The organism is Azorhizobium sp. AG788 (genome assembly GCF_004364705.1).
Lineage (GTDB): Bacteria > Pseudomonadota > Alphaproteobacteria > Rhizobiales > Xanthobacteraceae > Azorhizobium > Azorhizobium caulinodans.
This window is the reverse complement of the sequence record NZ_SOBM01000001.1, coordinates 221,109-242,561: the sequence shown is the minus strand read 5'-3', so window position 1 is coordinate 242,561 and position 21,453 is coordinate 221,109. Positions and strand designations below refer to the sequence as shown.

Annotated in this window: 22 protein-coding genes; 17 read left to right on the top strand and 5 right to left on the bottom strand. The window is 69.0% G+C overall.

Features of this window, described 5'->3' with window-relative positions:
• The first annotated feature begins 21 nt into the window (after positions 1 to 21).
• From DFO45_RS01155 to DFO45_RS01140, 4 genes are read left to right on the top strand one after another with little or no spacing between them, the layout of a single operon-like run.
• A complete protein-coding gene (locus DFO45_RS01155) occupies positions 22 to 573 on the top strand; it encodes a MarR family transcriptional regulator (protein ID WP_012172493.1) in 552 nt (183 codons plus the stop codon).
• Positions 574 to 583: 10 nt separating this feature from the next.
• Positions 584 to 1,303, top strand: a complete 720-nt coding sequence (locus tag DFO45_RS01150) for a response regulator (protein WP_133863429.1) — start codon at positions 584 to 586, stop codon at positions 1,301 to 1,303.
• A 47-nt stretch (positions 1,304 to 1,350) separates the two neighbouring features.
• On the top strand, positions 1,351 to 2,688 hold the full coding sequence (locus DFO45_RS01145; protein WP_244421882.1) for an ATP-binding protein: 1,338 nt from the start codon (positions 1,351 to 1,353) through the stop codon (positions 2,686 to 2,688).
• Positions 2,685 to 3,134 carry a GNAT family N-acetyltransferase gene (locus DFO45_RS01140; protein ID WP_133863428.1) on the top strand — a complete coding sequence of 150 codons (450 nt, stop codon included), beginning with the start codon at positions 2,685 to 2,687 and terminating at the stop codon, positions 3,132 to 3,134. Before DFO45_RS01145 ends, DFO45_RS01140 begins: the two co-directional genes overlap by 4 nt.
• 312 nt (positions 3,135 to 3,446) lie before the next feature.
• On the opposite strand, the gene DFO45_RS01135 is transcribed toward DFO45_RS01140, so the two are convergent.
• From DFO45_RS01135 to DFO45_RS01115, 5 genes are all read right to left on the bottom strand, one after another.
• Positions 3,447 to 3,803 (bottom strand): tRNA-binding protein, encoded by a 357-nt coding sequence (locus DFO45_RS01135; protein ID WP_012172497.1) that lies wholly within the window; start codon positions 3,801 to 3,803, stop codon positions 3,447 to 3,449.
• Positions 3,804 to 3,857: 54 nt separating this feature from the next.
• Complete coding sequence (locus DFO45_RS01130; RefSeq protein ID WP_133863427.1) at positions 3,858 to 4,520, bottom strand: TetR/AcrR family transcriptional regulator; 663 nt, start codon at positions 4,518 to 4,520, stop codon at positions 3,858 to 3,860.
• 108 nt (positions 4,521 to 4,628) lie between these two features.
• The gene (gene proC, locus DFO45_RS01125; RefSeq protein ID WP_133863426.1) at positions 4,629 to 5,465 is read right to left on the bottom strand and encodes a pyrroline-5-carboxylate reductase; all 837 of its coding nucleotides are present in this window, start codon (positions 5,463 to 5,465) and stop codon (positions 4,629 to 4,631) included.
• 68 nt (positions 5,466 to 5,533) lie between these two features.
• The gene (locus DFO45_RS01120) at positions 5,534 to 6,034 is read right to left on the bottom strand and encodes a YbjN domain-containing protein (protein WP_012172500.1); all 501 of its coding nucleotides are present in this window, start codon (positions 6,032 to 6,034) and stop codon (positions 5,534 to 5,536) included.
• Positions 6,035 to 6,322: 288 nt separating this feature from the next.
• Positions 6,323 to 6,637 (bottom strand): accessory factor UbiK family protein, encoded by a 315-nt coding sequence (locus DFO45_RS01115; RefSeq protein ID WP_012172501.1) that lies wholly within the window; start codon positions 6,635 to 6,637, stop codon positions 6,323 to 6,325.
• A gap of 299 nt (positions 6,638 to 6,936) precedes the next feature.
• On the opposite strand from DFO45_RS01115, the gene lgt reads away from it, so the two are divergent.
• The 13 genes from lgt (at position 6,937) to DFO45_RS01050 (ending at position 21,452) form a co-directional block, all read left to right on the top strand.
• On the top strand, positions 6,937 to 7,752 hold the full coding sequence (gene lgt / locus DFO45_RS01110) for a prolipoprotein diacylglyceryl transferase (RefSeq protein ID WP_133863425.1): 816 nt from the start codon (positions 6,937 to 6,939) through the stop codon (positions 7,750 to 7,752).
• Positions 7,749 to 8,852, top strand: a complete 1,104-nt coding sequence (locus DFO45_RS01105; protein WP_245517915.1) for an SAM-dependent methyltransferase — start codon at positions 7,749 to 7,751, stop codon at positions 8,850 to 8,852. Before lgt ends, DFO45_RS01105 begins: the two co-directional genes overlap by 4 nt.
• Positions 8,849 to 9,616, top strand: coding sequence for a peptidoglycan editing factor PgeF (gene pgeF / locus DFO45_RS01100; protein ID WP_133863424.1), 768 nt, complete (start codon positions 8,849 to 8,851; stop codon positions 9,614 to 9,616). Before DFO45_RS01105 ends, pgeF begins: the two co-directional genes overlap by 4 nt.
• 124 nt (positions 9,617 to 9,740) lie before the next feature.
• On the top strand, positions 9,741 to 10,415 hold the full coding sequence (locus DFO45_RS01095) for a response regulator transcription factor (RefSeq protein WP_012172505.1): 675 nt from the start codon (positions 9,741 to 9,743) through the stop codon (positions 10,413 to 10,415).
• Positions 10,412 to 11,764 (top strand): HAMP domain-containing sensor histidine kinase, encoded by a 1,353-nt coding sequence (locus DFO45_RS01090; RefSeq protein ID WP_133863423.1) that lies wholly within the window; start codon positions 10,412 to 10,414, stop codon positions 11,762 to 11,764. Before DFO45_RS01095 ends, DFO45_RS01090 begins: the two co-directional genes overlap by 4 nt.
• 139 nt (positions 11,765 to 11,903) lie before the next feature.
• Positions 11,904 to 13,061 (top strand): GNAT family N-acetyltransferase, encoded by a 1,158-nt coding sequence (locus DFO45_RS01085; protein WP_166657021.1) that lies wholly within the window; start codon positions 11,904 to 11,906, stop codon positions 13,059 to 13,061.
• Positions 13,058 to 14,779: a cyclic peptide export ABC transporter gene (locus tag DFO45_RS01080; RefSeq protein ID WP_208299720.1), complete on the top strand. Its 1,722-nt coding sequence runs from the start codon at positions 13,058 to 13,060 to the stop codon at positions 14,777 to 14,779. The genes DFO45_RS01085 and DFO45_RS01080 overlap by 4 nt, the downstream gene beginning before the upstream one ends.
• Before the next feature lie 125 nt (positions 14,780 to 14,904).
• Positions 14,905 to 15,555, top strand: coding sequence for an HAD-IB family phosphatase (locus DFO45_RS01075; RefSeq protein ID WP_208299719.1), 651 nt, complete (start codon positions 14,905 to 14,907; stop codon positions 15,553 to 15,555).
• Positions 15,552 to 16,979, top strand: coding sequence for an aminotransferase class III-fold pyridoxal phosphate-dependent enzyme (locus DFO45_RS01070; protein ID WP_133863420.1), 1,428 nt, complete (start codon positions 15,552 to 15,554; stop codon positions 16,977 to 16,979). Before DFO45_RS01075 ends, DFO45_RS01070 begins: the two co-directional genes overlap by 4 nt.
• A 3-nt stretch (positions 16,980 to 16,982) precedes the next feature.
• On the top strand, positions 16,983 to 17,906 hold the full coding sequence (locus DFO45_RS01065; RefSeq protein ID WP_012172511.1) for a hypothetical protein: 924 nt from the start codon (positions 16,983 to 16,985) through the stop codon (positions 17,904 to 17,906).
• Entirely contained in the window at positions 17,890 to 18,834 is a 945-nt protein-coding gene (locus DFO45_RS01060; RefSeq protein WP_208299718.1) for an alpha/beta fold hydrolase, read from the top strand. The genes DFO45_RS01065 and DFO45_RS01060 overlap by 17 nt, the downstream gene beginning before the upstream one ends.
• 47 nt (positions 18,835 to 18,881) lie before the next feature.
• Positions 18,882 to 20,315: an efflux transporter outer membrane subunit gene (locus DFO45_RS01055; protein ID WP_133863419.1), complete on the top strand. Its 1,434-nt coding sequence runs from the start codon at positions 18,882 to 18,884 to the stop codon at positions 20,313 to 20,315.
• Positions 20,316 to 20,318: 3 nt separating this feature from the next.
• On the top strand, positions 20,319 to 21,452 hold the full coding sequence (locus DFO45_RS01050) for an ABC transporter permease (RefSeq protein ID WP_012172514.1): 1,134 nt from the start codon (positions 20,319 to 20,321) through the stop codon (positions 21,450 to 21,452).
• Position 21,453: the final 1 nt, after the last annotated feature.

The window sequence follows — 21,453 nt, the reverse complement described above, 5'->3', positions numbered from 1 at the left end:
ATCGGACCGAAAAAAGTCAACATGGCTGACATAACGCACCTGAGCGAAACGCCCCTCCCCCGCCGCACCGAAGGGCGCGACGCCATCGAGGCCGGCGAGACGCACGTCGATTTGATCGAACTTTTCTTCTTTGCCTACAGGGACTTCGTGGGAGACCCCGACGAAATCCTGTCGTCCTTCGGCTTCGGCCGGGCCCACCATCGCGTGCTGCATTTCGTGAACCGCAATCCTGGCATGCGCGTGACGGACCTCCTCGACATCCTGCGCATCACCAAACAGAGCCTCGGCCGCGTGCTGCGCGAGCTGGTGGACGAGGGCTTCGTGGAAAGCCGCGCCGGATCGGCCGACCGGCGCCAGCGCCTGCTCTATCCCACCGCCAAGGGCGCGGCGCTTGCGCGCGAATTCATGGGGCTCCAGAGCCAGCGCATCGCCAAGGCGCTGGAACAGTGTGGACCGGGGGCGGAAGAGGCGGCGCGCCGTTTTCTTGTCGCCATGATCGACACCGAGGATCGGGCAGCGGTGGAGCGGCTGATCGAGCGGGCACAATTGCCCGCCGCCACGCCCTCCGCCTGAGGATCAACGGATGACCGAAACCGCTGCCCGCCCCGCTCCGCCGCCGCTGCCGGACGACGCGCCCCATCTGCTGGTGGTGGATGACGACAACCGCATCCGCACCCTGCTCTCGCGCTTCCTGAGCGAGAACGGCTATCGCGTCACCACGGCCGCCTCCGCCGCCGAGGCGCGCGGGCGCATGGAAGGGCTGGAGTTCGACCTCATCGTGCTGGACGTGATGATGCCGGGCGAGACGGGGATCGACTTCGCCCGCTCCCTGCGGGCCACCTCCTCCATCCCGATCCTGATGCTCACCGCCCGCTCGGAGACCATGGACCGCATCACCGGCCTCGAGGCCGGGGTGGATGATTATGTGTCCAAGCCCTTCGAGCCGCGCGAGCTGCTTCTGCGCATCGGCTCCATCCTCAAGCGCACCACGCCCGCGCCGCAGAAGGCCATCGAGAGCGTGCGCTTCGGCGACTTCACCTTCCATATCGGGCGCGGCGAGCTGACCCGGCTCGGCGAGCCGGTGCGCATCACCGAGCGCGAGCGCGACATGCTGCGGGCGCTGGCCGAGCAGCCGGGCGAGACGGTGCCCCGCCTTGCCCTCGCCGCCGGCGGTGCCGCCAGCGAGCGGGCCGTGGATGTGCAGGTGAACCGCCTGCGCCGCAAGGTGGAGCGCGATCCCGCCAATCCCTCCTTCGTGCAGACCGTGCGCGGCCTCGGCTACAGGCTGGTGGTGACGCCGTGACCGTGATGGATGCCAGCCGCGCCGGGCTGCGCGGTCTCTGGGACTTCATGCGCGAGGCGAACGCGCGCATCGGCGCCTGGTTCAACCGCGTCACGCCCAAGGGCCTGTTCCCGCGCTCGCTGCTGATCATCGTGGTGCCGATGGTCATCCTCCAGTCGGTGGTCGCCTTCGTCTTCATGGAGCGCCACTACAACACCGTGACCCGCCGCCTCTCGGCCGCCGTCAGCCAGGACATCGCGGCCGTGGTGGAGCTCTATGCCGCCTATCCGCAGGAGAAGGATGTCCAGACGCTGCGCCGCATCGTGTGGCAGACCATGGAGCTCTCCGTGGACGTGCTGCCCAACGATCCGCTGCCGGTGCAGGGCCCGCGCCCCTTCTTCTCCATCCTCGACAGCGCCCTCTCCCGCGAGATCAGCCGCAAGGTGAAGGAGCCCTTCTGGATCGACACGGTCGGCCGCTCCAATCTCATCGAGGTGCGGGTGAAGATGCCCGAGTCGGTGCTGCGCATCTTCGCCCGGCGCAATGCGGCCTATGCCTCCAACTCGCACATCTTCCTGCTCTGGATGGTGGGCACCTCGCTGGTGCTGCTGGCGGTGGCCATCCTCTTCCTGCGCAATCAGATCCGCCCCATCGAGAACCTCGCCGACGCGGCCGAGGCCTTCGGCAAGGGGCGCGACGTGGAAAACTTCCGCCCGCGCGGCGCCCGCGAGGTGCGACGCGCCTCCGTCGCGTTCCTGGAGATGAAGCGGCGCATCGAGCGGCAGATCGAGCAGCGCACCGCCATGCTGGCGGGCGTCTCCCACGACATGCGCACCATCCTCACCCGCTTCAAGCTTGAGCTGGCCTTCCTGCCCGACGGGCCGGAGGTGGAAGCCCTGCGCAAGGACGTGGACGAATTGCAGGGCATGCTGGAGGCCTATCTGGCCTTCGCGCGCGGCGACGGGGGCGAGCAGACCCAGCTCACCGATATGGCGCAACTCGTGGAAGATCTGTGCGCCAGCGCCCAGCGCTCCGGCGCCACCGCCACCTGCACCTTCATGGGGCCACCGCTGGTGCAGGTGAAGGCGGATTCGCTGAAGCGCTGCATCGGCAATCTCGTGGGCAATGCGGTGCGCTATGCGAAGACACTCCAGATCACCGGCACGCGTGATGCCCGCTGGCTGATCGTCACCGTGGATGACGACGGCCCCGGCATTCCCGAGGACAAGAGGGAAGACGTGTTCCGCCCCTTCCTGCGCCTCGATGATGCGCGCAATCAGGATGCCGGCGGCTCGGGCCTCGGCCTCTCCATCGCCCGCGATATCGCCCGCGCCCATGGCGGCGACGTCATCCTCGCTGACAGCCCGCTCGGTGGTCTGCGCGCCAGCATCCGGCTGCCCGTATGAGCCCCCTCATCCGCCCGGCGCGGGCCGGGGATGTGCCCGCCGTCACGGCCCTCGTGGCGGCGGCCTATGGCATCTACATTCCGCGCATCGGCCGTCCGCCGCTGCCCATGCAGGATGACTATGCGGAGCTGGTGGGACGCGGCCTCGTGCATGTGCTGGAACAGGACGGCGCTGTGCTCGGCCTCGTGGTGCTGGTGCGCGAGCCGGACTGCCTTCTCCTGGACAACATCGCCGTTGCCCCGTCGGCACAGAAGCAGGGCCACGGCCGCCGCCTGCTCGCCTTCGTGGAGGAGACGGCCCGCGCCGCTGGCTTCGAGACCATCCGCCTCTTCACCAACGTGGCCATGGTGGAGAACATCGCCCTCTACGGCCGCTGCGGCTATGAGGAGACCCACCGCGTCGCCGAGCCGGACCTTCATCTCGTCCATATGGCGAAGCGGTTGTGAGGGGGGCGGTCATCGGGTGCGGTGCCGGTAGCGGCGAAGGCGGGAGATTGTCGGCCGGACGCAGAAGTGACGGCCTTGGCCTAAGTCATAACGGCGCGTCGAAGCCGGGCGGGAAAGCCCTCCCCCCTTGTGGGGGAGGGTTGGGAGGGGGGTATGGCTGGCGCCGCAAGCTCGCCCTTTCAGATGAAGAGCCAACCTCTGGCCGCGTTCAGAATGGAGAGGGCATTACCCCCCTCCCCGGCCCTCCCCCGCAAGGGGGGAGGGAGCGCGCCGGCCCCGGAAACTAGGGCGCAAACGAATAGAGCGCGGGGATCAGAACAGGCGGCCACCGTTGGGCACGCCGGCGGCCGGCGTCACCAGCACCACGGCACCCTTCTCATCGGGGAATCCCAAGGTGAGCACTTCGGAGGTGAAAGGGCCGATGCGGCGCGGCGGCAGGTTGACGACGCCCGCCACCTGACGACCGACCAGGCCCTCCAGCGTGTAATGCTCGGTGATCTGGGCCGAGGACCGCTTGGTGCCGATCTCGGGGCCGAAGTCGATGGTGAGCTTGTAGGCGGGCTTGCGCGCCTCGGGGAAGGCCTCGGCCGCGATGATGGTGCCGGCCCGCACGTCCACTTTCAGAAAATCGTCGATCCCGATCTGCGCCGTCTGACTCGCATCCGCCATGCCGCTCTCCTGTTCCGGCTCCCCGCACCACTCGGGCGCGACGGGAGCCGATCGTCAAGCGGCGGCGTCCGCTGTCCCCGGCTCTTCGGTCACCGGCGGCACATCCCGGCGGCGGCGTTCGATGCGCCAGGGACGGGCGAGATAGGCAAGGTCGTCAAGCATGCCGAGCAGCTTGGCGCCATTCGCCAGCTCCCGGTCGAGGGTCGCCATGGTGCGCGAGAGGCCCGGATCCTCCTCGTCGAGCCAGACGTCGAGCACGCGGCCGAACAGGAGCGCCAGACCCCGCGACCGGACGGCGCCCGCAAGGCCGGAGGCCGGCAGGCGGGCGGCGGCGAGCATCCAGGTCTGCGACTTGACGCTCAGTTCCAGCAGCAGGAGAGCCAGCGGCGGATTCCGGCGGGCGGAGCGCATCAGGGCCCGCACCGCCTCCTTGTGCGGCTCAAGGGCATCGAGGCGCCGCATGAGCACCTCGAACAGCCGCTCCTGCGCCGTCTCATCGGTGAAATCCTCGTCGGAAGCGGCGAGCACCTGCCGGTCGGTGGCCTTGAAGAAGGCAGCGAGCAGGTCGCGGCGCGAGGCGAACGCGGCCCGCAGTTCTGGCAGCGGCACGCCCGAATGCTCGGCCACGTCCAGAAGGTCGATGCGCTCGAAGGGCGTCGTCTCCAGAAGCTGAAGAAAGGCCCGCAGCGCCGCGTCGCGGCTGGTTTCGAACGTCATGCGTCCTCCTTCACCGGCTGAACTCCCCCACGCCCGCCAGACGTGGGGGCGCGGACCTGCCGCCACAAGCCCCGCCTCCGCCATCAGCAAGAGGCGGACCGGCGCGGTTCAGCCCGCGAGTTCGCGCGAGCGGTGGGTCGCCTCGGCCACGGCCTGCGTCAGCAGCGGGCCGAAGCCCTTGGCCTCATCCATGAGCACGGCGAGCGCCGCTGCCGTCGTGCCGCCCGGCGAGGTGACATTCTGGCGCAGAATGGCGGGATCGATGCCGGACTGCTCCAGGAGCGCGCCGGCACCCGAAACGGTGGCACGGGCGAGCCGGTCCGCCAGATCCGCCGGCAGGCCGGCCGCCGCACCGGCCTTGGCGAGCGCCTCGGCCAGCAGGAAGACATAGGCCGGGCCGGAGCCGGAGACGGCGGTGGCCGCGTCGATCAGGCTCTCGCTCTCCACCCATTCCACGGGGCCGACGGTGCCGAGCAAAGCGGAGGTGGCGGCGCGGGCCTCCGGCGAGACGGCGGCATTCGCCACGGCGACCGTGATGCCCTTGCCGATGGCGGCCGGCGTGTTGGGAATGGTGCGCACGACGGCGGCGCCCCGCGGCAGCGCTTCCTGCATGAAGCCGATGGTGCGTCCCGCCATGATGGAGACCACCACGCTCTTCGGCCCGACGATGCCGCGGATGCTGGCAATGACGGCCGGCGCCACCTGCGGCTTCACCGCCAGGATGAGGACGGCGGCGTGGGGGATGGCGTCATAGGCGGGATTGGCGGAAACGCCCTTGTCGGCCAGCGCCTTGGCGGCCTCGGGATTGAGGTTGGGATCGAGCACCACGAGGCGGGCGGGTTCGATGCCGAGCCCCAGCCAGCCTTCCAGCAGCGCGCCGCCCATCTTGCCCGCGCCCACGAGGACGATCGGGCCGTCCAACTGCTTCAGAACTTCGAGAGACATCGGAACACCTTGGAAGTGGAGGCGCCCGCCGGACCGGCGGCGCGCCCCGCGAAACAGGTTCCGCTGTCTTAAGCTTCTCCGGCCGTCTCGAAAAGCGCGGAGTCCATCGCCTCCCGGGCGGTCTTGCCCGCCCAGACGACGAACTGGAACGCCGGGTAATAGCGATCCACCGCCTCCATGGCCGCATCCACGATCGCCTCGCACTGGCGGTCGCTGGCGCTCGCCCCGCCGGCCAGCACGAGCGCGTGGCGGAACATCACCACGCCTTCCTGCTGCCAGATGTCGAAATGGCCGAGCCACATCTGCTCGTTCACGAGCGCGAGCAGCTTGAGCACCTCGTTGCGACGGCTGTCGGGCACCTTGAAGTCGAAGGCGCAGGCCACGTGCAGGGCCTCGATCTCGTCCATCCACTGGAAGGAGACGTGGCAGTCGGTCCAGCGATTGTTGAGGGAGAGCGTGATTTCGTCCTCGGCGGAACGCTCGAAGGACCAGTCACGCACGGCGGCGAGCTGCTCGACCAGATCGACGGGGTTGGCCGGCGAATCGGCTTCGATTTCGATCAGAGACATGCCTCGACCTCGCGGTTGGAGGGGCGCGGAGACGGTCGAACGCGGCACGAACGGCACTCAAAGCCAGCCAGGATTTGCGCGACGCGGCGTGCCGGCGGCTCCGCCATCCGGAGAGCTACGGCCACCCGGAACGGCGTGCCATGGCGAGGCTGCGCCCCGTCGCGCTTGGCGCGACGATCCGGCTCGAATCGCCACTGGACCCACTATATCGCGGCGCGGCATCGCGCCGCTACGACAGATTGTGTCACCCGCCTGTCGTCAAGAGCAGCGGGGCAAAAGGGTTCCGCCTCAGACCGGGCCGGGGCCGGCGCCGGGCGTCCCGGAGAAGCTGGTCTCGGAGGCGCCGCCAGAGAGGGCCGCGACCTTGGCTTCCAGCTCGGCGAGACGGGCGGCGAGGCGCTCGTTCTCAAGGCGGGCGGCGGCGGCGAGATCCTTCACCACCTCGAATTCCTCGCGCTTCACGAGGTCCATGTCGCGCAGGAACCGCTCCATCTGCGCGCGCACGACCGTTTCCGCCTCCCGGCGCATCCCCTGCGCGACGCCGGCGGCGTCATTCATGAGACGGGACATTTCGTCGAACAGACGGCCCGTGGTCTGGGTCATGGTCGGCCTCCGCGCCGGTTTTTCAGGCATCCTGCGCCCTCCTCGGGCGCGATCGGACTGACAATGGGCATCTTGTATGGCGCCCGCAAGACCTGCGCGGCCGGCGGCGAACAAGAGGCTGTGCAATGCGACAGGAGTGGCCCGCGGCCAAGCTGCGGCTTGACGCCACGCCGCGTGCGGCGCACATCCGCGCCCGGCTGGGCGACATCCCGTCGAGCGGGTGTCTTTTCATCTCGACCTTAAAGGCAAGTTCACGGCCGTATGCTTAAAAAGGCGCGGCGGCCGCCCCCGGAGACCCCATGATCCAGTTCGCCCTGCCCTTCCCGGCCATTGATCCGGTCCTGTTCGCGGTCGGCCCCTTCGCGGTGCGCTGGTATGCGCTCGCTTATATCGCCGGCCTGCTGATCGGCTGGCAGCTTGCGCGCTACCTCGTCTCGCGCCCGGCGCTCTGGGGCGGCACCTCGCCCATGCAGCCGAACGATCTCGACGACGCGCTGTTCTGGGCCACGTTCGGTGTCATCCTCGGCGGACGCACGGGCTATGTGCTGTTCTACAACCTGCCCTTCTTCCTCGAGCACCCCGACGAGATCGTGAAGCTCTGGCACGGCGGCATGTCGTTCCACGGCGGCCTCGCCGGCACCCTCGTCGCGCTCGTGCTGTTCGCCCGCGCCCGGGGCATCAGGGTGTTCTCGCTGCTGGACGTGGCGGGCGTCGTGGCCCCCATCGGCCTGCTCTTCGGCCGCCTGGCCAACTTCATCAATGGCGAGCTGTGGGGCCGCCCGGCGGATGTGCCCTGGGCGATGGTCTTCCCCACCGGCGGCGACGTGCCCCGCCATCCGAGCCAGCTCTATGAGGCGGGGCTCGAAGGGCTCGTCCTGTTCATCGCCATGCTGATCGCCGTGCGCATGGGCGCGCTCAAGCGACCGGGGCTGGCGGCGGGTATCTTCGGCATCGGCTACGGCATCGGCCGCATCGTCGGCGAATTCTTCCGCGAGCCGGACCCGCAGCTCGGCTTCCTGATGTTCGGCTCCACCATGGGCATGCTGCTCTCCATCCCGCTGGTGCTGGCCGGGGCCGGTCTCGTCATCTATGCGCTGAGGCGCCCGGTCCCGTGACCAACCCGCTGAAGGACGAGATCCGCGCCCTCATCGAGGCGGAAGGGCCGATCAGCGTGGGGCGCTACATGGCGCTCTGCCTCGGCCATCCGCGCCACGGCTATTATGTGACGCGCGATCCCTTCGGCGCCGGCGGCGACTTCATCACCGCGCCCGAAATCAGCCAGATGTTCGGCGAACTTATCGGCCTCTGGGCGGTGGCGTGCTGGCAGCAGATGGGCGAGCCGTCATCCTTCCGCCTTGTGGAGCTTGGCCCCGGACGCGGCACGCTGATGGCCGATGCCCTGCGCGCCGCCCGCCTCGTCCCCGCCTTCGGCGCGGCTATGCGCCTCCATCTGGTGGAGATGAGCCCGGTGCTGCGCCGCCGGCAGGCGGAGACACTGAAAGATCACGCGCCCCAGTGGCACGACCGCATCGAGGACGTGCCGGAGGGACCGGCCATCGTCGTCGCCAACGAATTCTTCGATGCCCTGCCCGTCGACCAGTTCGTGCGCGGCGCGGCCGGCTGGCATGAGCGGCGGGTGGGGCTCGATGCGGCCGGCAATCTGATCTTCGGCCTCGATCCCAGCCCCTTCCGGCCCATCGAGGCCTTTGCCTCCTCTTTCCCGCGCCCGGCGGAAGGCGATCTTCTGGAGCGGATGGAGAGCGGCCCCGCCCGCGCGCTCGCCGCCCGCCTCGCGGCGCAGGGGGGCACCGCCCTCGTCCTCGATTACGGCCATGCCCGCTCGGGCTTCGGTGATACGCTCCAGGCCATGAAGGACCACCGCTTCACCGATCCGCTGGCGGAGCCGGGCGAGGCCGACCTGACCGCCCATGTGGATTTCGCCGCGCTCGCGGGCATGGCCCGCGCGGCCGGTGCCCGCACCTTCGGCCCGCTGACACAAGGCGACTTCCTGCGCCGCCTCGGCATCGAGGCGCGGGCGGCGACCTTGATGGGCAGCGCGAGCGAGGCGCAGAAGGCGGCCATCGGCTCGGCTCTCACCCGCCTCACCGGTGCGGGAGCGGGCGAGATGGGCATGCTGTTCAAGGTTCTGGCGCTGGCGGCGCCCACGTTCGGCCCGCCGCCGGCCTTCGCCCCGGAAGAGGAGTTCGCGACATGATGGTGGAAGCCCCCCTGCTGAAGGCCCTGCCCGGCATCCGGCACGCCTTCTTCACCCGGCAGGGCGGCGTCTCGACCGGCCCCTACACCAGCCTCAACGGCGGCCTCGGCTCGAATGACGCGGAGGCGAACGTGATGGAGAACCGCAGCCGCATGGCGCGGACGATCGGCGTCGAGCCCGCGCATCTCGTCATGTGCTGGCAGGTCCATTCCGCCATATGCGTGCCCATGACGGCGCCCTGGACGCGTCCCGAGGCGCCGCAGGCGGATGCCATCGCCACCAATGTCCCCGGCCTTGCCGCCACCGTCACCATTGCCGACTGCGGCCCGGTACTGTTCGCCGATCCCGTCGCGCGGGTGGTGGCGGCCGCCCATTCCGGCTGGAAAGGCGCCTTCGGCGGCGTCATCGAGGCGACGGTTGCCCGCATGGAGACGTTCGGCGCCCGGCGCGGCGACATCCGCGCGGTCATCGGCCCGCTCATCCGCCAGCCGAGCTATGAGGTGGGCGAGGACTTCATCGCCCGCTTCCTCGATGCGGACCGCACCTTCGCCCGCTTCTTCGCGCCGGCCGACCGGCCGCACCACGCCTTGTTCGACCTGCCCGGCTTCATCGCCCATCGCCTGCGGGAAGCCCGCATCGACCATGTGGAGGATCTGGGCCTCGACACCTACACCGACCCCGAACGCTTCTTCAGCTACCGGCGCATGACCCACCGCAGGGAACCGGACTACGGCCGCCTCGTGGCGGCGATCGTCCTCGAATAGCCACCGCTCCGGACACGCCGTAAGCCCAGTTCCGCCATCATTCTGCTCGACTGCCGGATATGTTGAGCAAAATCTTAAGCTGCGCGTTCGGGGAACGAGCGCCGGTGGGGGCTGGAGACACGACGTGCGGCTGCTCGTCATCGAGGACGATCCGGAGCTGGGTTCCTGGCTTCGCACCACGCTGGAAGACGCCTTTGGCGGGGCCGATCTCGTGACCTCGCTCGACGAGGCACAGGCGGCCGTCAAGGTCCGGGAGTTCGACCTCATCGTCATGGACCGGCGGCTGCCGGACGGGGACTCCATCGAGCTCATCGGCGCGTTCCAGCGGCTGCGCCCGCGGCCGAGCCTTCTGGTGCTCACCGCCCTCGACGATCCGAACCACATCGCCAAGGCGCTCGATGCGGGCGCGGACGACTATCTCGCCAAGCCCTTCGAGCCGGTGGAACTTATCGCCCGTGTGCGGGCCGTGATGCGCCGCGCCCAGCTCGACCAGAGCGACGGCGTCGTGACGGTCGCGAACCTGCGCTTCTGCACCGCGGCCCGCACCGCCTATATCGAGGACACCTCCCTCATCCTGCCGCGACGGGAGCTGGCGCTGCTGGAAGCGCTGATCCGGCGCGTGGGGCAGGTGGTGCTGCGGGAGACGCTGGAAAACGCCGCCTACGGTTTTGACGACGAGATTCAGTCCAACGCCATCGACGCCCATCTCTCGCGCCTGCGCAAGCGCCTGCGCGAGCACAACTGCCAGGCCCAGATCCGCCCCCTGCGCGGCCTGGGCTACATGCTGTCCGAACATTGAAACGGTTTCTGCCCGGCTCCATCGCCGCGTCGGGGGCGCTGTTTCTGGGGTTCTGCCTCACGGTCGTGCTGCTGTTCTCCTGGGTCACCTTCGCCGCCCTGCAAGGCGATGACGGCGGCTATGCCCAGTTCGACGCGGCAACGGCCATCCAGAAGTCCCTGAAGCGGACCGAGACCGGCAGCTTCACCCTCCAGCCCGTGGAGGATCTGCTCGCCTATCAGCGGAAATTCCCAACCCTCTGGTATCTCGTCTCCGACGGCCGGACGTCCGTGAGTTACGGGCCGGTGCCCGAGCGGGTGCAGGCCGGCGCCAAGGTCTGGAGCCCGCCGCAGCCGCTCTCCGGCTACGCGGTCAACGGCTCGACCATGAGGACGGAGCGGCTGGGCCTCGTGGTGCCGCTCGAGGACGACACCATCCTCATCGAAGTGGGCGGGGCGGCCTACAGCAGCACCCAGATCACCATCGAACTGCTGCGCGACATCAACACCACGGCCGTGCCCATCCTCGTGGTGCTGTTCGCCACCATGGTCGTCACGGTCATCCTCGTGCCGCAGGTCATCGCACGTCCCGTGCGCCGTGTGGCGACGGCGGCGGAGTTCATCGACGGCACGCGGGAAGGCACGCGCCTGCCGGAAGACAATGCGCCGACCGAACTGCGCCCGCTCATCGCCGCCTTCAACCGCGCGCTCGACCGCATCGACAACGTGACCGCCGAGCAGCGCCGCTTCCTCTCCAACGCCGCCCACGAACTGCGCACGCCACTGGCCCGCGCCCGCACCCGCCTCGAGGCCGTGCCGGACCCGCGCCTGCGGGCGGAGCTTGCCACCGAGATCCATTCCCTCTCGGCCACCGTGACCATGCTGCTCCAGCTCGCCCGGCTCACCTCCGAGCCCGCCGAGATCAGCCGCCTCAACCTGACCGACCTCACGCGCAACCTGACGGCGCAGGAAGCGCCGAGCCTCGTCGCCGCGGGAATGGAAGTGGAGTTCCAGGCGCCGGATACGCCCGTCTTCATCAACGGCTCGGCACAGGCCATCACCGTCGCGCTCTCCAACCTCATCCGCAACGCAGCCCAGCATGCGGCCTCCGGCGGTCGGGTGATCGTGCAGGTGGAAGCCTGCGGGCGCGTCTCGGTGATCGATTTCGGCGCCGGCATCGGCACGATCTACAACGGATCGAGCGTGATGCAGCCCTTCGCCCGCAGCAGCCGGAGCAGCAGCGGCACGGGCCTCGGCCTCTCCATCGTCGCGCAGGTGGCAGCCCTTCATAATGCGGGGGTCTCGCTGGACGAGACGCCCGGCGGCGGCACCACCGTGCGCATCGCCTTCACGCCGCTGCCGGTCACCTGAACGGCCCTGATCCCGCGTAATGTCCGCGTAATCCTCACGAACAGAATGCCGGCACCAGCGCGCGAGCCCTGGGGCCGGACGCATGTCCTGTTGCCGGCCCCGCGCGTCGCGCTTCAAAGCCGCAAAAGGACGTCAGGCTGTGAGGGTTTCCGCCGTCAGCGAATTCGGCCGCCTGCCCGAGGCCATGTGGGACATCTGCTTTCCCGGAGAGGTGGAGAACCTGCGCTATTATCAGGCCTGCGCTGCCGCGCGGCCCGCGCAGGCCCACGTGCGCGCCCTGATCGCCAACGGCACCCAGAGGCCGGAGGCCGTGGCGCCGCTGTTCCGCATGGAATATGCACTGCACACTTCGATCCAGGACGGCTGGCTGGGCGCCGCCATGCGGCAGCTCGACCGGCGCTTCCCCCGGCTCTTCCGCCTGCCCATGCTTGGCCTCGGTTCGCCGTTCGCGGAGCGCTGCCACTGCGGCTTCCCGCCGGACATGGACGAGGCGGACCGGCTGCGTGCCGCCGACCGCCTGCTGGACCTCTTGGAGCGGCAGGCGCATCTCGAAAACATCGGCCTCACCGTCATCAAGGACATTCACGAGGACGACCTGCCGGCCTTCCGCCCGCATCTGCTCGCACGCGGCTATACGCGCATGTCGAGCCTGCCGGTGGCGGTGCTTCATCTGCCCTATGCCACGTTCGACGACTATCTCGCCTCGCTGTCCCGTTCGACCCGCAAGGACATGAAGCGCAAGCTGCGCGACGCCGCCCACGTGGAGATCGAATACCGGCACGACATCTCGGACATCGGTGACGAGATCTTCGCCCTCTACGAGCAGACCCGGCTGGAGAGCCCTTCGGATTACGGCGATTTCGAACAGCTGCCGGCCGATTACTTCACCCGCGTGGTGGCGGCGCTGGCGCCCCGCGCCTTCTGCGTCTGCTACCGGATCGACGGCGTTCTCGCGGCCTTCAACCTGCTGATGGTGGAGGAGGACCGGGTCATCGACAAGTTCCTCGGCATGAACTACCCGCTGGCCCGCACGCACGACCTCTATTTCATCAGCTGGATGGAGAACGTGCGTTACTGCATCGCCAACGGCAAGACGCGGCTCCAGACCGGCCAGGGCACGTTCGCCAACAAGCTGCGGCTCGGCAGCGTCCTTGAACCCATGCACAACTATTTCCGCCATCGCAGCCCGATGCTGAACGCGATGCTGCGGGCCATCTCGCCGCTGCTGGGCTTCGAGGAACTCGACCCCAGCCTCCAGGCGGCACGGTGCCCCGCGCCCGGGCGGGTACAGGCATGAGCCGGGCGAGCGGCATCCCGATCTCTCAGCAGGGCCAGGACATGCGCCACGCCTCCCCCGCCCGCCCGCGCCTGATGCGGGAAGTGCTGCATCTGCTGCGCCCCTTCTGGAAGCCGATCCTCGGCACCACCATCGCGGGGGCCATCGGCGGCATGGCCATGGCCTGGTCGCTGTCGGTCATCAACGAGGCATTGACGGTACAGGCGCCGGTGACGGGCCTTCTGGCCTTCGGCGCCCTGTGCGTCATCAGCCTGCTCGGCCAGTTCGCGGCCGGCATCGGCAACAGCATCCTCGGCCAGAAGATCATCGCCCGGCTGCGGCAGGACATCTGCCGCCGCATCCTCGAGGCCCCGCTCGCCGCGGTGGAGCGCGCGAAGGCCCACCGGCTGCTGGCGATCCTCACGGGCGACGTGGAGAAGATCTCCGAATTTGCTCACCATTTCGCGGGCTATGCGGCCGCCTTCGCCATCGTCGCCGGCTGCCTCGTCTACCTCCTCCATCTGTCGCCGGTGATGCTCGCCTTCGCGCTCGGCGTCGTCGCCCTCGGCGGGTTCCTCAACCACAAGGGCATGGCCATGTGGCTGGACCGCTTCGAGGCGGCGCGCTCGCTGGAGGACAGCCTCCAGAAGCTGTTCCGCAGCGTGGTCGAGGGCGCCAAGGAGCTTCGGCTCAACAGGGACCGCATGGAGCGGCTCCACCGGCACGGGATCGTCGACCTGACGAACCGCATCGCCCGCCTCAACGGGCGGGCCTTTGCCATTTTCTGGGCCGTGGACGTGCTCAGCCTCTCGCTGATCTTCCTCATCATCGGGGTGATCCTCATCATCCGCCCTTTCCTCGACATTCCGAACGAGGCCGTTACCGGATTCATCATCGTCATGCTGTTCGCGCGCGGGCCGGTGGAGGAACTGGCGGGCGCCCTGCCCGTGTTCAGCCAGGCGCAGATCGCTTTCCGCCGGATCAGCGCCCTCTCGGCGGAATTCTCAGCGGATCGCGGGGAGACGGAGAACCAGCATGGGCGTCCGGCCGCCTTCGGCCACAGCATCGCGCTCCGCGACGTGGTCCACCGGCTGGAGGATCCCGCCACCGGCCGCGTGTTCACCCTGCACGTCACGAACCTCGACATCCGCGCCGGTGAGCTGGTGTTCATCGTCGGCGGAAACGGCAGCGGCAAGACCACGCTGGTGAAGCTGCTGCTGGGCCTGAGCACGCCCGCGAGCGGACACCTCCTGCTCGACGGCCGGCCATTGGCGCAGAAGGACCTCGCCGCATACCGGCAGCTCTTTTCCGCCGTCTTCGCCGATTTCCATCTGTTCGAGGAGCTCGCGCCGCGCGCCGACACCGTGGCCCGCGCGCGGGTCTGGCTCCGCCGGCTCGATCTGGAGGGCGTGGTGGATGTGGAGACGGGGCGCTTCTCGACGCTCGATCTCTCCACGGGCCAGCGCAAGCGGCTGGCGCTGATCAACGCCATTCTGGAGGACCGGCCCATCCTCATGCTGGACGAATGGGCGGCCGATCAGGATCCCTCCTACCGGCGGCTGTTCTATCACGAACTGCTGCTGGAGCTGCGCGCGCTGGGCAAGACGATCATCTGCGTCAGCCATGACGACCGCTATTTCGCGCTGGCCGACCGTGTGATCCAGATGGACGGCGGCCGCATCGCCTCCCTTCGCCCCGGCGCGACGCATGACGCCGGATATGGGCATACCGCTCCGTAAATACAAAGCGGCGATAATTTTCGTGTCTCCATATTACGTAATGTATCCGTAATGCTCGAATGAAAATGTCCCTCCGCCGTCAGATTGACGGTCCGGAAAGAGACTGATCTGCGATGCTTCCGCGCATGACCATCATGCTCGACTTTGATGGAACGATCACAAGGCAAGATACGACTGATCTGATCCTCGAATCCTTTGCCCACCCGTCCTGGCGCGACGTGGAGCAGGACTGGGAAGCCGGCCGCATCGGCTCAATGGAATGCATGCGCCGGCAGGTGGCGCTGATCCGGGCCTCGGCCGCGGAACTCGACGCATTCGCCGACCAGATCGCGGTCGACCCCCATTTTCCGGATCTGGCGCACCAGTGCCGGGCCAGGGGCATTCCGCTCACCATCGTCTCGGATGGTCTTGATCGCGTGATCATGCGTGTGCTTGCCCGTTACGATCTGCGCCTGCCGGTGCGGGCGAACCGCCTCGTCGCCCTGTCCGGCGGGCACTGGTCGCTGGCCTTCCCCAACGCCGCCTCCGAATGCGGTGCCGGCACCTGCAAGTGCGGGCTCGCGCTGGCGGAGAGCGAGGCCGTGGTGCTGATCGGCGACGGGCGCTCGGACTTCTGCGTGGCCGAGACCGCGCAGATTGTCTTCGCAAAATCGAAGCTCGCCGACCACTGCCGCCGCAACGGCATTTCCTACCTTCCCTTCGAAACCCTGGGCGATGTCGCGCAGTGGCTGACCCACGCGCCCGTCCGCACCCTCAAGAACGGAGCCGTCCAATGAACATCCCCGCCCGTCACCTCGCCGCCGGCGGCACCCGCCCGAGCGCGTTCGACGTCAGCCGCGAGACCCGGCTGCTCGCCCTGGAGCAGCGCTACTGCTCGCACGGCGACACCGTGCACTACAGCGAGCCGAAGATCTTCGACCGCTGCCAGGGCTCCTATATGTATGACGCCGAGGATGTGCCCTATCTGGACCTCCAGATGTGGTATTCCGCCGTCAATTTCGGCTATGGCAACCAGCGGCTCAACAAGGCGTTGACCCGCCAGCTGGACCGCCTGCCGCAGGTGGCGAGCCAGTATCTCCACGCCGAGAAGATCGAGCTGGCCGCGACCATCGCCCAGCATGCCGAGAAGACATGGGGCGCCGGGGGCCGCGTGCATTTCAACGTCGGCGGGTCGCAGGCGGTGGAAGATGCGCTCAAGCTGGTGCGCAACGCCCGGCGCGGCAAGGGCACCATGTTCGCCTTCGAGGGCGGCTATCATGGGCGCACGCTCGGCGCCTCCGCCATCACCTCGTCCTATCGCTATCGCCGCCGCTACGGCCACTTCGACCGCGCGCTGTTCGTGCCCTTCCCCTACCATTTCCGCGGCCCCAAGGGCATGGACAAGGAGGAGTATGGCCTCCACTGCGTGAAGCAGTTCGAGCGCCTGTTCGAGAGTGAATACAATGGCGTATGGGACCCGAAGGCGGGCGAGGCCGAATGCGCCGCCTTCTTCGTGGAGCCCATCCAGGGCACCGGCGGCTATGTCATCCCGCCCCACAATTTCTTCATCGAGCTGAAGAAGGTTCTGGACCGCCACGGCATCCTGCTCGTGGTGGATGAGATCCAGATGGGCGTCTATCGCACGGGAAAGCTCTGGTCCATCGAGCATTTCGGCGTCACGCCCGACGTTCTCGTCTTCGGCAAGGCCATCACCAACGGGCTCAACCCTCTCTCGGGCATCTGGGCGCGCGATGCGCTCATCAATCCGGAGGTGTTCCCGCCCGGCTCCACCCACTCCACCTTCGCCTCAAATCCGCTCGGCACCGCCGTGGCGCTGGAGACGCTGCGCATGGTGGAGGAAGAGCAGGATTTCGGCGCCGCCGTCATGGCCAAGGGCGCGTATTTCCTGGAAGGCCTCCAGTATCTCCAGCGCAGCCACAAGGTGGTGGGCGACGTGGACGGGCTCGGTCTCGCCCTGCGCATGGAGATCTGCGAGGAGGACGGCTACACGCCCAACAAGGCCCTTGTTGACCGCATGGTCGACATCGCGCTGGCCGCCGATCTGGAACTCGACGGGCGTCGCCACGGCCTCGTGCTGGATATCGGTGGCTACTACAAGAACGTGGTCACCCTCGCCCCGTCGCTGCTCATCACCAAGTCCGAGATCGACCAGGCCATCCGCCTGCTGGATCTCCTCATCACCCGCGTGACCCGGGGCTGAGAGATGCGGCTGTGCGTCCTTGATCTTGACGGAAGCGTCGCCGCGCAGCCGCTGTTTCTCGATCGCCGCGCCGCCGGGGCGGCGACATTCGTCGAGATGCGCGACCTCGCACCCCAACTCCGGCTCACGGGCGGCCGCCGCGCCATGGAAGCGTTCCTCGGGCGGCTGCCGCCGCCGGGGCGCGACGCCGACATGTTCTTCTACGGCTCCGGCGACTTCCATCACCTCACCGCCGGCCTGCTGCGGCGGGTCGACGAGCCGGTGACGGTCATCCATCTCGACAACCATCCGGACTGGCTGACCTTTCCCCCCACCTTCAACTGCGGCGGATGGGTCAGCCGCGCCCTGCGCCTCCCCCACGTGCGTAAGGTCATCACCATCGGCCCCTGCAGCCCGGATCTCGCCGCGCCGGACCTGAAGGGCGCGAACCTGCGTGCCCTCGCGGATGGGGCGCTGGAGGTCTATCCGTGGCGCCACCCGCCCTCCCGGCTCCTGAGCGCCCGCATGTCGGCCGCCTCCGGCTGGACGGGCAACACGATCCGCTGGCACAACGTGGGCGGCGCGGCATGGGAGAGCTTCCTCTCGGACCTGCCAAGGCGCATCCCCACCCGCGCGGTCTGGATCACCCTCGACAAGGACGTGTTCTGCGAGCCGGACGCCCTGACCAACTGGGACCAGGGCGAAATGTCCCTGGTCCACGCACTCGTCCTGCTCCGCCGCATCGCCACCCGCCACCGCATCGTCGGCATGGATGTCTGCGGCGATTATTCGCCCGCCCGCTTCCGCGATCCGTGGCGGCGCTTTCTCGCCTTCACCGACCATGACTGCCGGCGCGTCCGCGCCGCAGATCACGCGGTCATCAACGCCCGAGCCAATGCCCAGTTGCTGCGGCTGATGGAGGACATCTTCCGTGAGCGCCCAGAGTGACACCCCTTACCCCGCATCGGTGCACGACATCCTGTACGAGGGCGGCCCGACAGGCCTACTGCTCATCCACGGCCTCGGTGGTACACCCGTCGAGCTGAAGCGCATCGCGCGGGCCGTCCACGCGGCGGGGCACACCGCGTATTGCTGCACGCTCGCGGGACATTGCGGAACGGAGGCCGATCTCGTCGCCACACGCTGGCAGGACTGGTACGCGAGCGTGGAAGCCGCGTTCGACCGCCTCTCCGCCCGGTGCGAGCGGGTGGTGGTCGGCGGGCTGTCGCTCGGTGCCGTGCTGGCCCTGCATCTGGCGGCCCGACGCGGATCGGACGTGCATGGCCTTGCCCTTTATGCCCCGACGCTCTGGTACGACGGCTGGGCCATGCCGTGGTATCGCGCGCTGCTGAAGGTCGCGGTCTATACGCCCATCGGCCGCCGTTACCGGTTCGTGGAGCGCGAGCCCTTCGGCATCCGCGATGCGCGCATCCGCGCCCGCGTCGCCGCCGCCATGCTGGGGGGCGACAGCGCGGAGGCTGGTCTTGCCGGAACGCCGGCCCATGCCCTTCGGGAGCTATGGCGGATCAGCGCCCGCGTGCGGCGGGAGCTGCCGGAGGTGAAGGCCCCGGCCATCCTGCTGCATGCCCGCACGGACGATATCAGCAGCCTGCGCAACAGCACCCATATCGCCGGGCGTCTCGGTGGCATCGCAGACCTGACGGTGCTGGACGACAGTTACCACATCGTGACGCTGGACCGGCAGCGCAACGTCGTCATCGAACGCACGCTCGCCCTCATGTCGCGGATCGGCACCTCGGGTGCGAAGCCCGTAATGTTGCGGCAATCCAGCACCCCCATGCCTCTCGCCACGCTGCGGGATGTCCCCGGCGGCCGACGGCGCCCGTCCCACGCGTTCGCCGAAGCCGCCCGGTGATCTGTCGCGGGCGGTTCGGCAGGGTTTCCGCTCGGGAAGAAAAACGGATGCGGTCGGTGGTAGGGCGCGAGCCCATGGAAGGGGCCAAGGGGCCTTGGGGGATGCGAAAGGCCCGGCGAGGGGTTTTCTGCGCCTTCGGTCTGGCGCTGTTCACCGCCGGATGCGCGGCCCTGCCGGAGACGACTGCCGAGGCACCGGCCCTGCCCTCCGCCTATGCGGCTGCGGATGTGCCGCTGGCCCGTCGCGATACCGGGCACTGGTGGCGCACCTTCCGCGATCCCGCCCTTAACCGGCTCGTGGATCAGGCAATGGGCCAGAACCTCTCGGTGGCGCAGGCCCGCGCTCGGCTCACCGCCGCCCGGGCGCAGGCGGCAGCGGCCAACACCCTGTTCCTGCCCATGGCCGGCGCCGGCGGCACCGCCATCGCCACCACCAATCCCTCGGAAACCGACGATCCGCTGCGCCGTCCGCTCATGGCCGGCTTCGACATGAGCTGGGACGTCGGTCTCTTCGGTCTTGCGGAAAACGCAAACCGCTCGGCCACCGCCTCCGCCGCCATCGTTGCGGCGGATCTCGAGAGTGTGCAGATCTCCGTCACGGCGGAAGTGGCGCGGGCCTACATCATGCTGCGCGCGGTCCAGCAGCAGCAGGTGATCGCCCGCGCCGCGCTGGAGGCCCGGCGCAAACGCTCCGATCTCGTGCAGACCCGCATCCGCACGGGCCTTGCCGCGCTGGGCGAAGAGGCGGAGGCCGCCCTTGCCCTGGCCGAGGCGAAGGCCGAACTGGCCGACCTCGATGCCCGCGCCGCAAGCCTCCGGCTTCAGATCGCGACGCTGCTCGGCTCCGCGACGCACGATCCGGCGCTGGAGACGGCCGGTCCCCAGCCGATGCCGGCGGAAGGGCTGCCCGCCAGCCGCCCGGCGGACCTGCTGCGGGCGCGCCCGGACGTGCGGGCGGCCGAGCAGCGCGTCCTGCGCGCCTCGGCGGAGGCGGGCATCGCGCTATCCGACCTCTATCCCAAGCTGCGCCTCGTCGGCACCATCGGCGCCGGCGCGCCTTTCACCAATTCCGCCTTCGGTGTGGCGGGAGGTCCCGTGCTCCAGATCCCGCTGCTGGATTACGGCAGGCGCGAAGCCAACCTCACCGCCCGCAGGGCGCAGGTGGAGGAGGCCGAGGCCGCCTACCGCCAGACGGTGCTCGACGCCTACAAGGAGGCCTCGGACGCCCTCGCGGCCCTGAGCGCCAGCCGCAAGGCAGTCACCGGGCAGAAGGCGGCGGTTGCCGCAGCAGCGCAGACCGAGCGTTCGGCCCGCGTCCTGTCCGGCGAGGGGCTCGCCGACCGCGCCCGGCTCTGGGAGGCAGAAACCGCGCTGCTGGACCGGCGCCGCCGCCTCGTGCAGGCGCAGGAGGTGGAAGCGGTCGCCCTCGTCGCGCTCTACAAGGCGCTGGGCGGTGCCGCGCCCGTCGCGGGCCGGGAGTAAAGCATGGCCGTACCCCTGGCGCGCAAGAGCCTGATCCACGAATGGCGCCGCTTTCTCCCCGCCACCATCTCGGTCGCCTTTTCCGGCGTGCTCATGATCGTGCAGGGCGCGCTGCTGCTCGGCATCGTGGGGGCCAACGCCCTCTATGTCACCCAGTCCCGCGCGGACCTCTGGGTCGGCTTTCCCGGCACGCCGAGCGCCGATCTCGGCCGGCCCATCGATTCCGGCATCGCCGCCGACATCCTGATGGATCCCCGCATCTCGCGCCTCGAGACGCTGCTGCTCGGCAATGGCGACTGGCGCGGCGCGCGGGGCGGCGGCATGAGCGTGACGCTGGTGGGCATCGACACGCGCAGGGATGGCCTCGGCCTCGCCCGCTCGGTGACGCCGCGCGAGCGCGTGCTGCTCCAGGAGGAAGGCACCATCCTCGTGGACGAAAGCGACCTCGACAAGCTCGCCACGGACATCGGCGCCACCGCCGAGATCAACGGCCACATGGTGCGCATCGTCGGCGTGACCGACAATCTGCGCTCCATGGGCGGCGTGAATGTCGTCACCTCGCTCAGCACCGCCCGCCTGCTGGACCCGGCCCTGCGGGGCGCGGACAAGGCGACCTATTTCCTCGCCGGCGTGGAAGACCCCCGCCTCACATCCGCCGTAAGGCGGCGCCTCCAGTCCTTCGCCGGCAAGGCCCGGTTCGAGAGCTGGACCGCCGAAGATCTCGCCAACCGTTCGGTCCGCTACTGGCTGCTGGAATCGGGGGCCGGCATCGGCTTCGTCTTCGCCACCCTCATCGCCATGCTGGTGGGCACGCTCATCACCAGCCAGACGCTCATGGCGGCGGTGGCCGCCTCCACCACGCAATATGCCACCTTGCGGGCGCTCGGCGTGCCCTTCACGGACCTGCGCCGCATCGTGCTGAAGCAGGCGGGCCTCGTTGGCGCGGCAGGGCTCGTCCTCGGCCTCGCATGCAGCCTGCTGGCGGCGCTGCTGGCGCGGCTCAATGCCATTCCGTTCGAGCTGCGCGGCAGCATCATGCTGCTCTCGGCCCTCGTCGTGTTCTCGGTGGCGCTGGTCGCCGGCCTGCTGGCCCTGCGCCCGCTGCGCCGCGCCGATCCCGCCTCCCTGCTGAGATAGC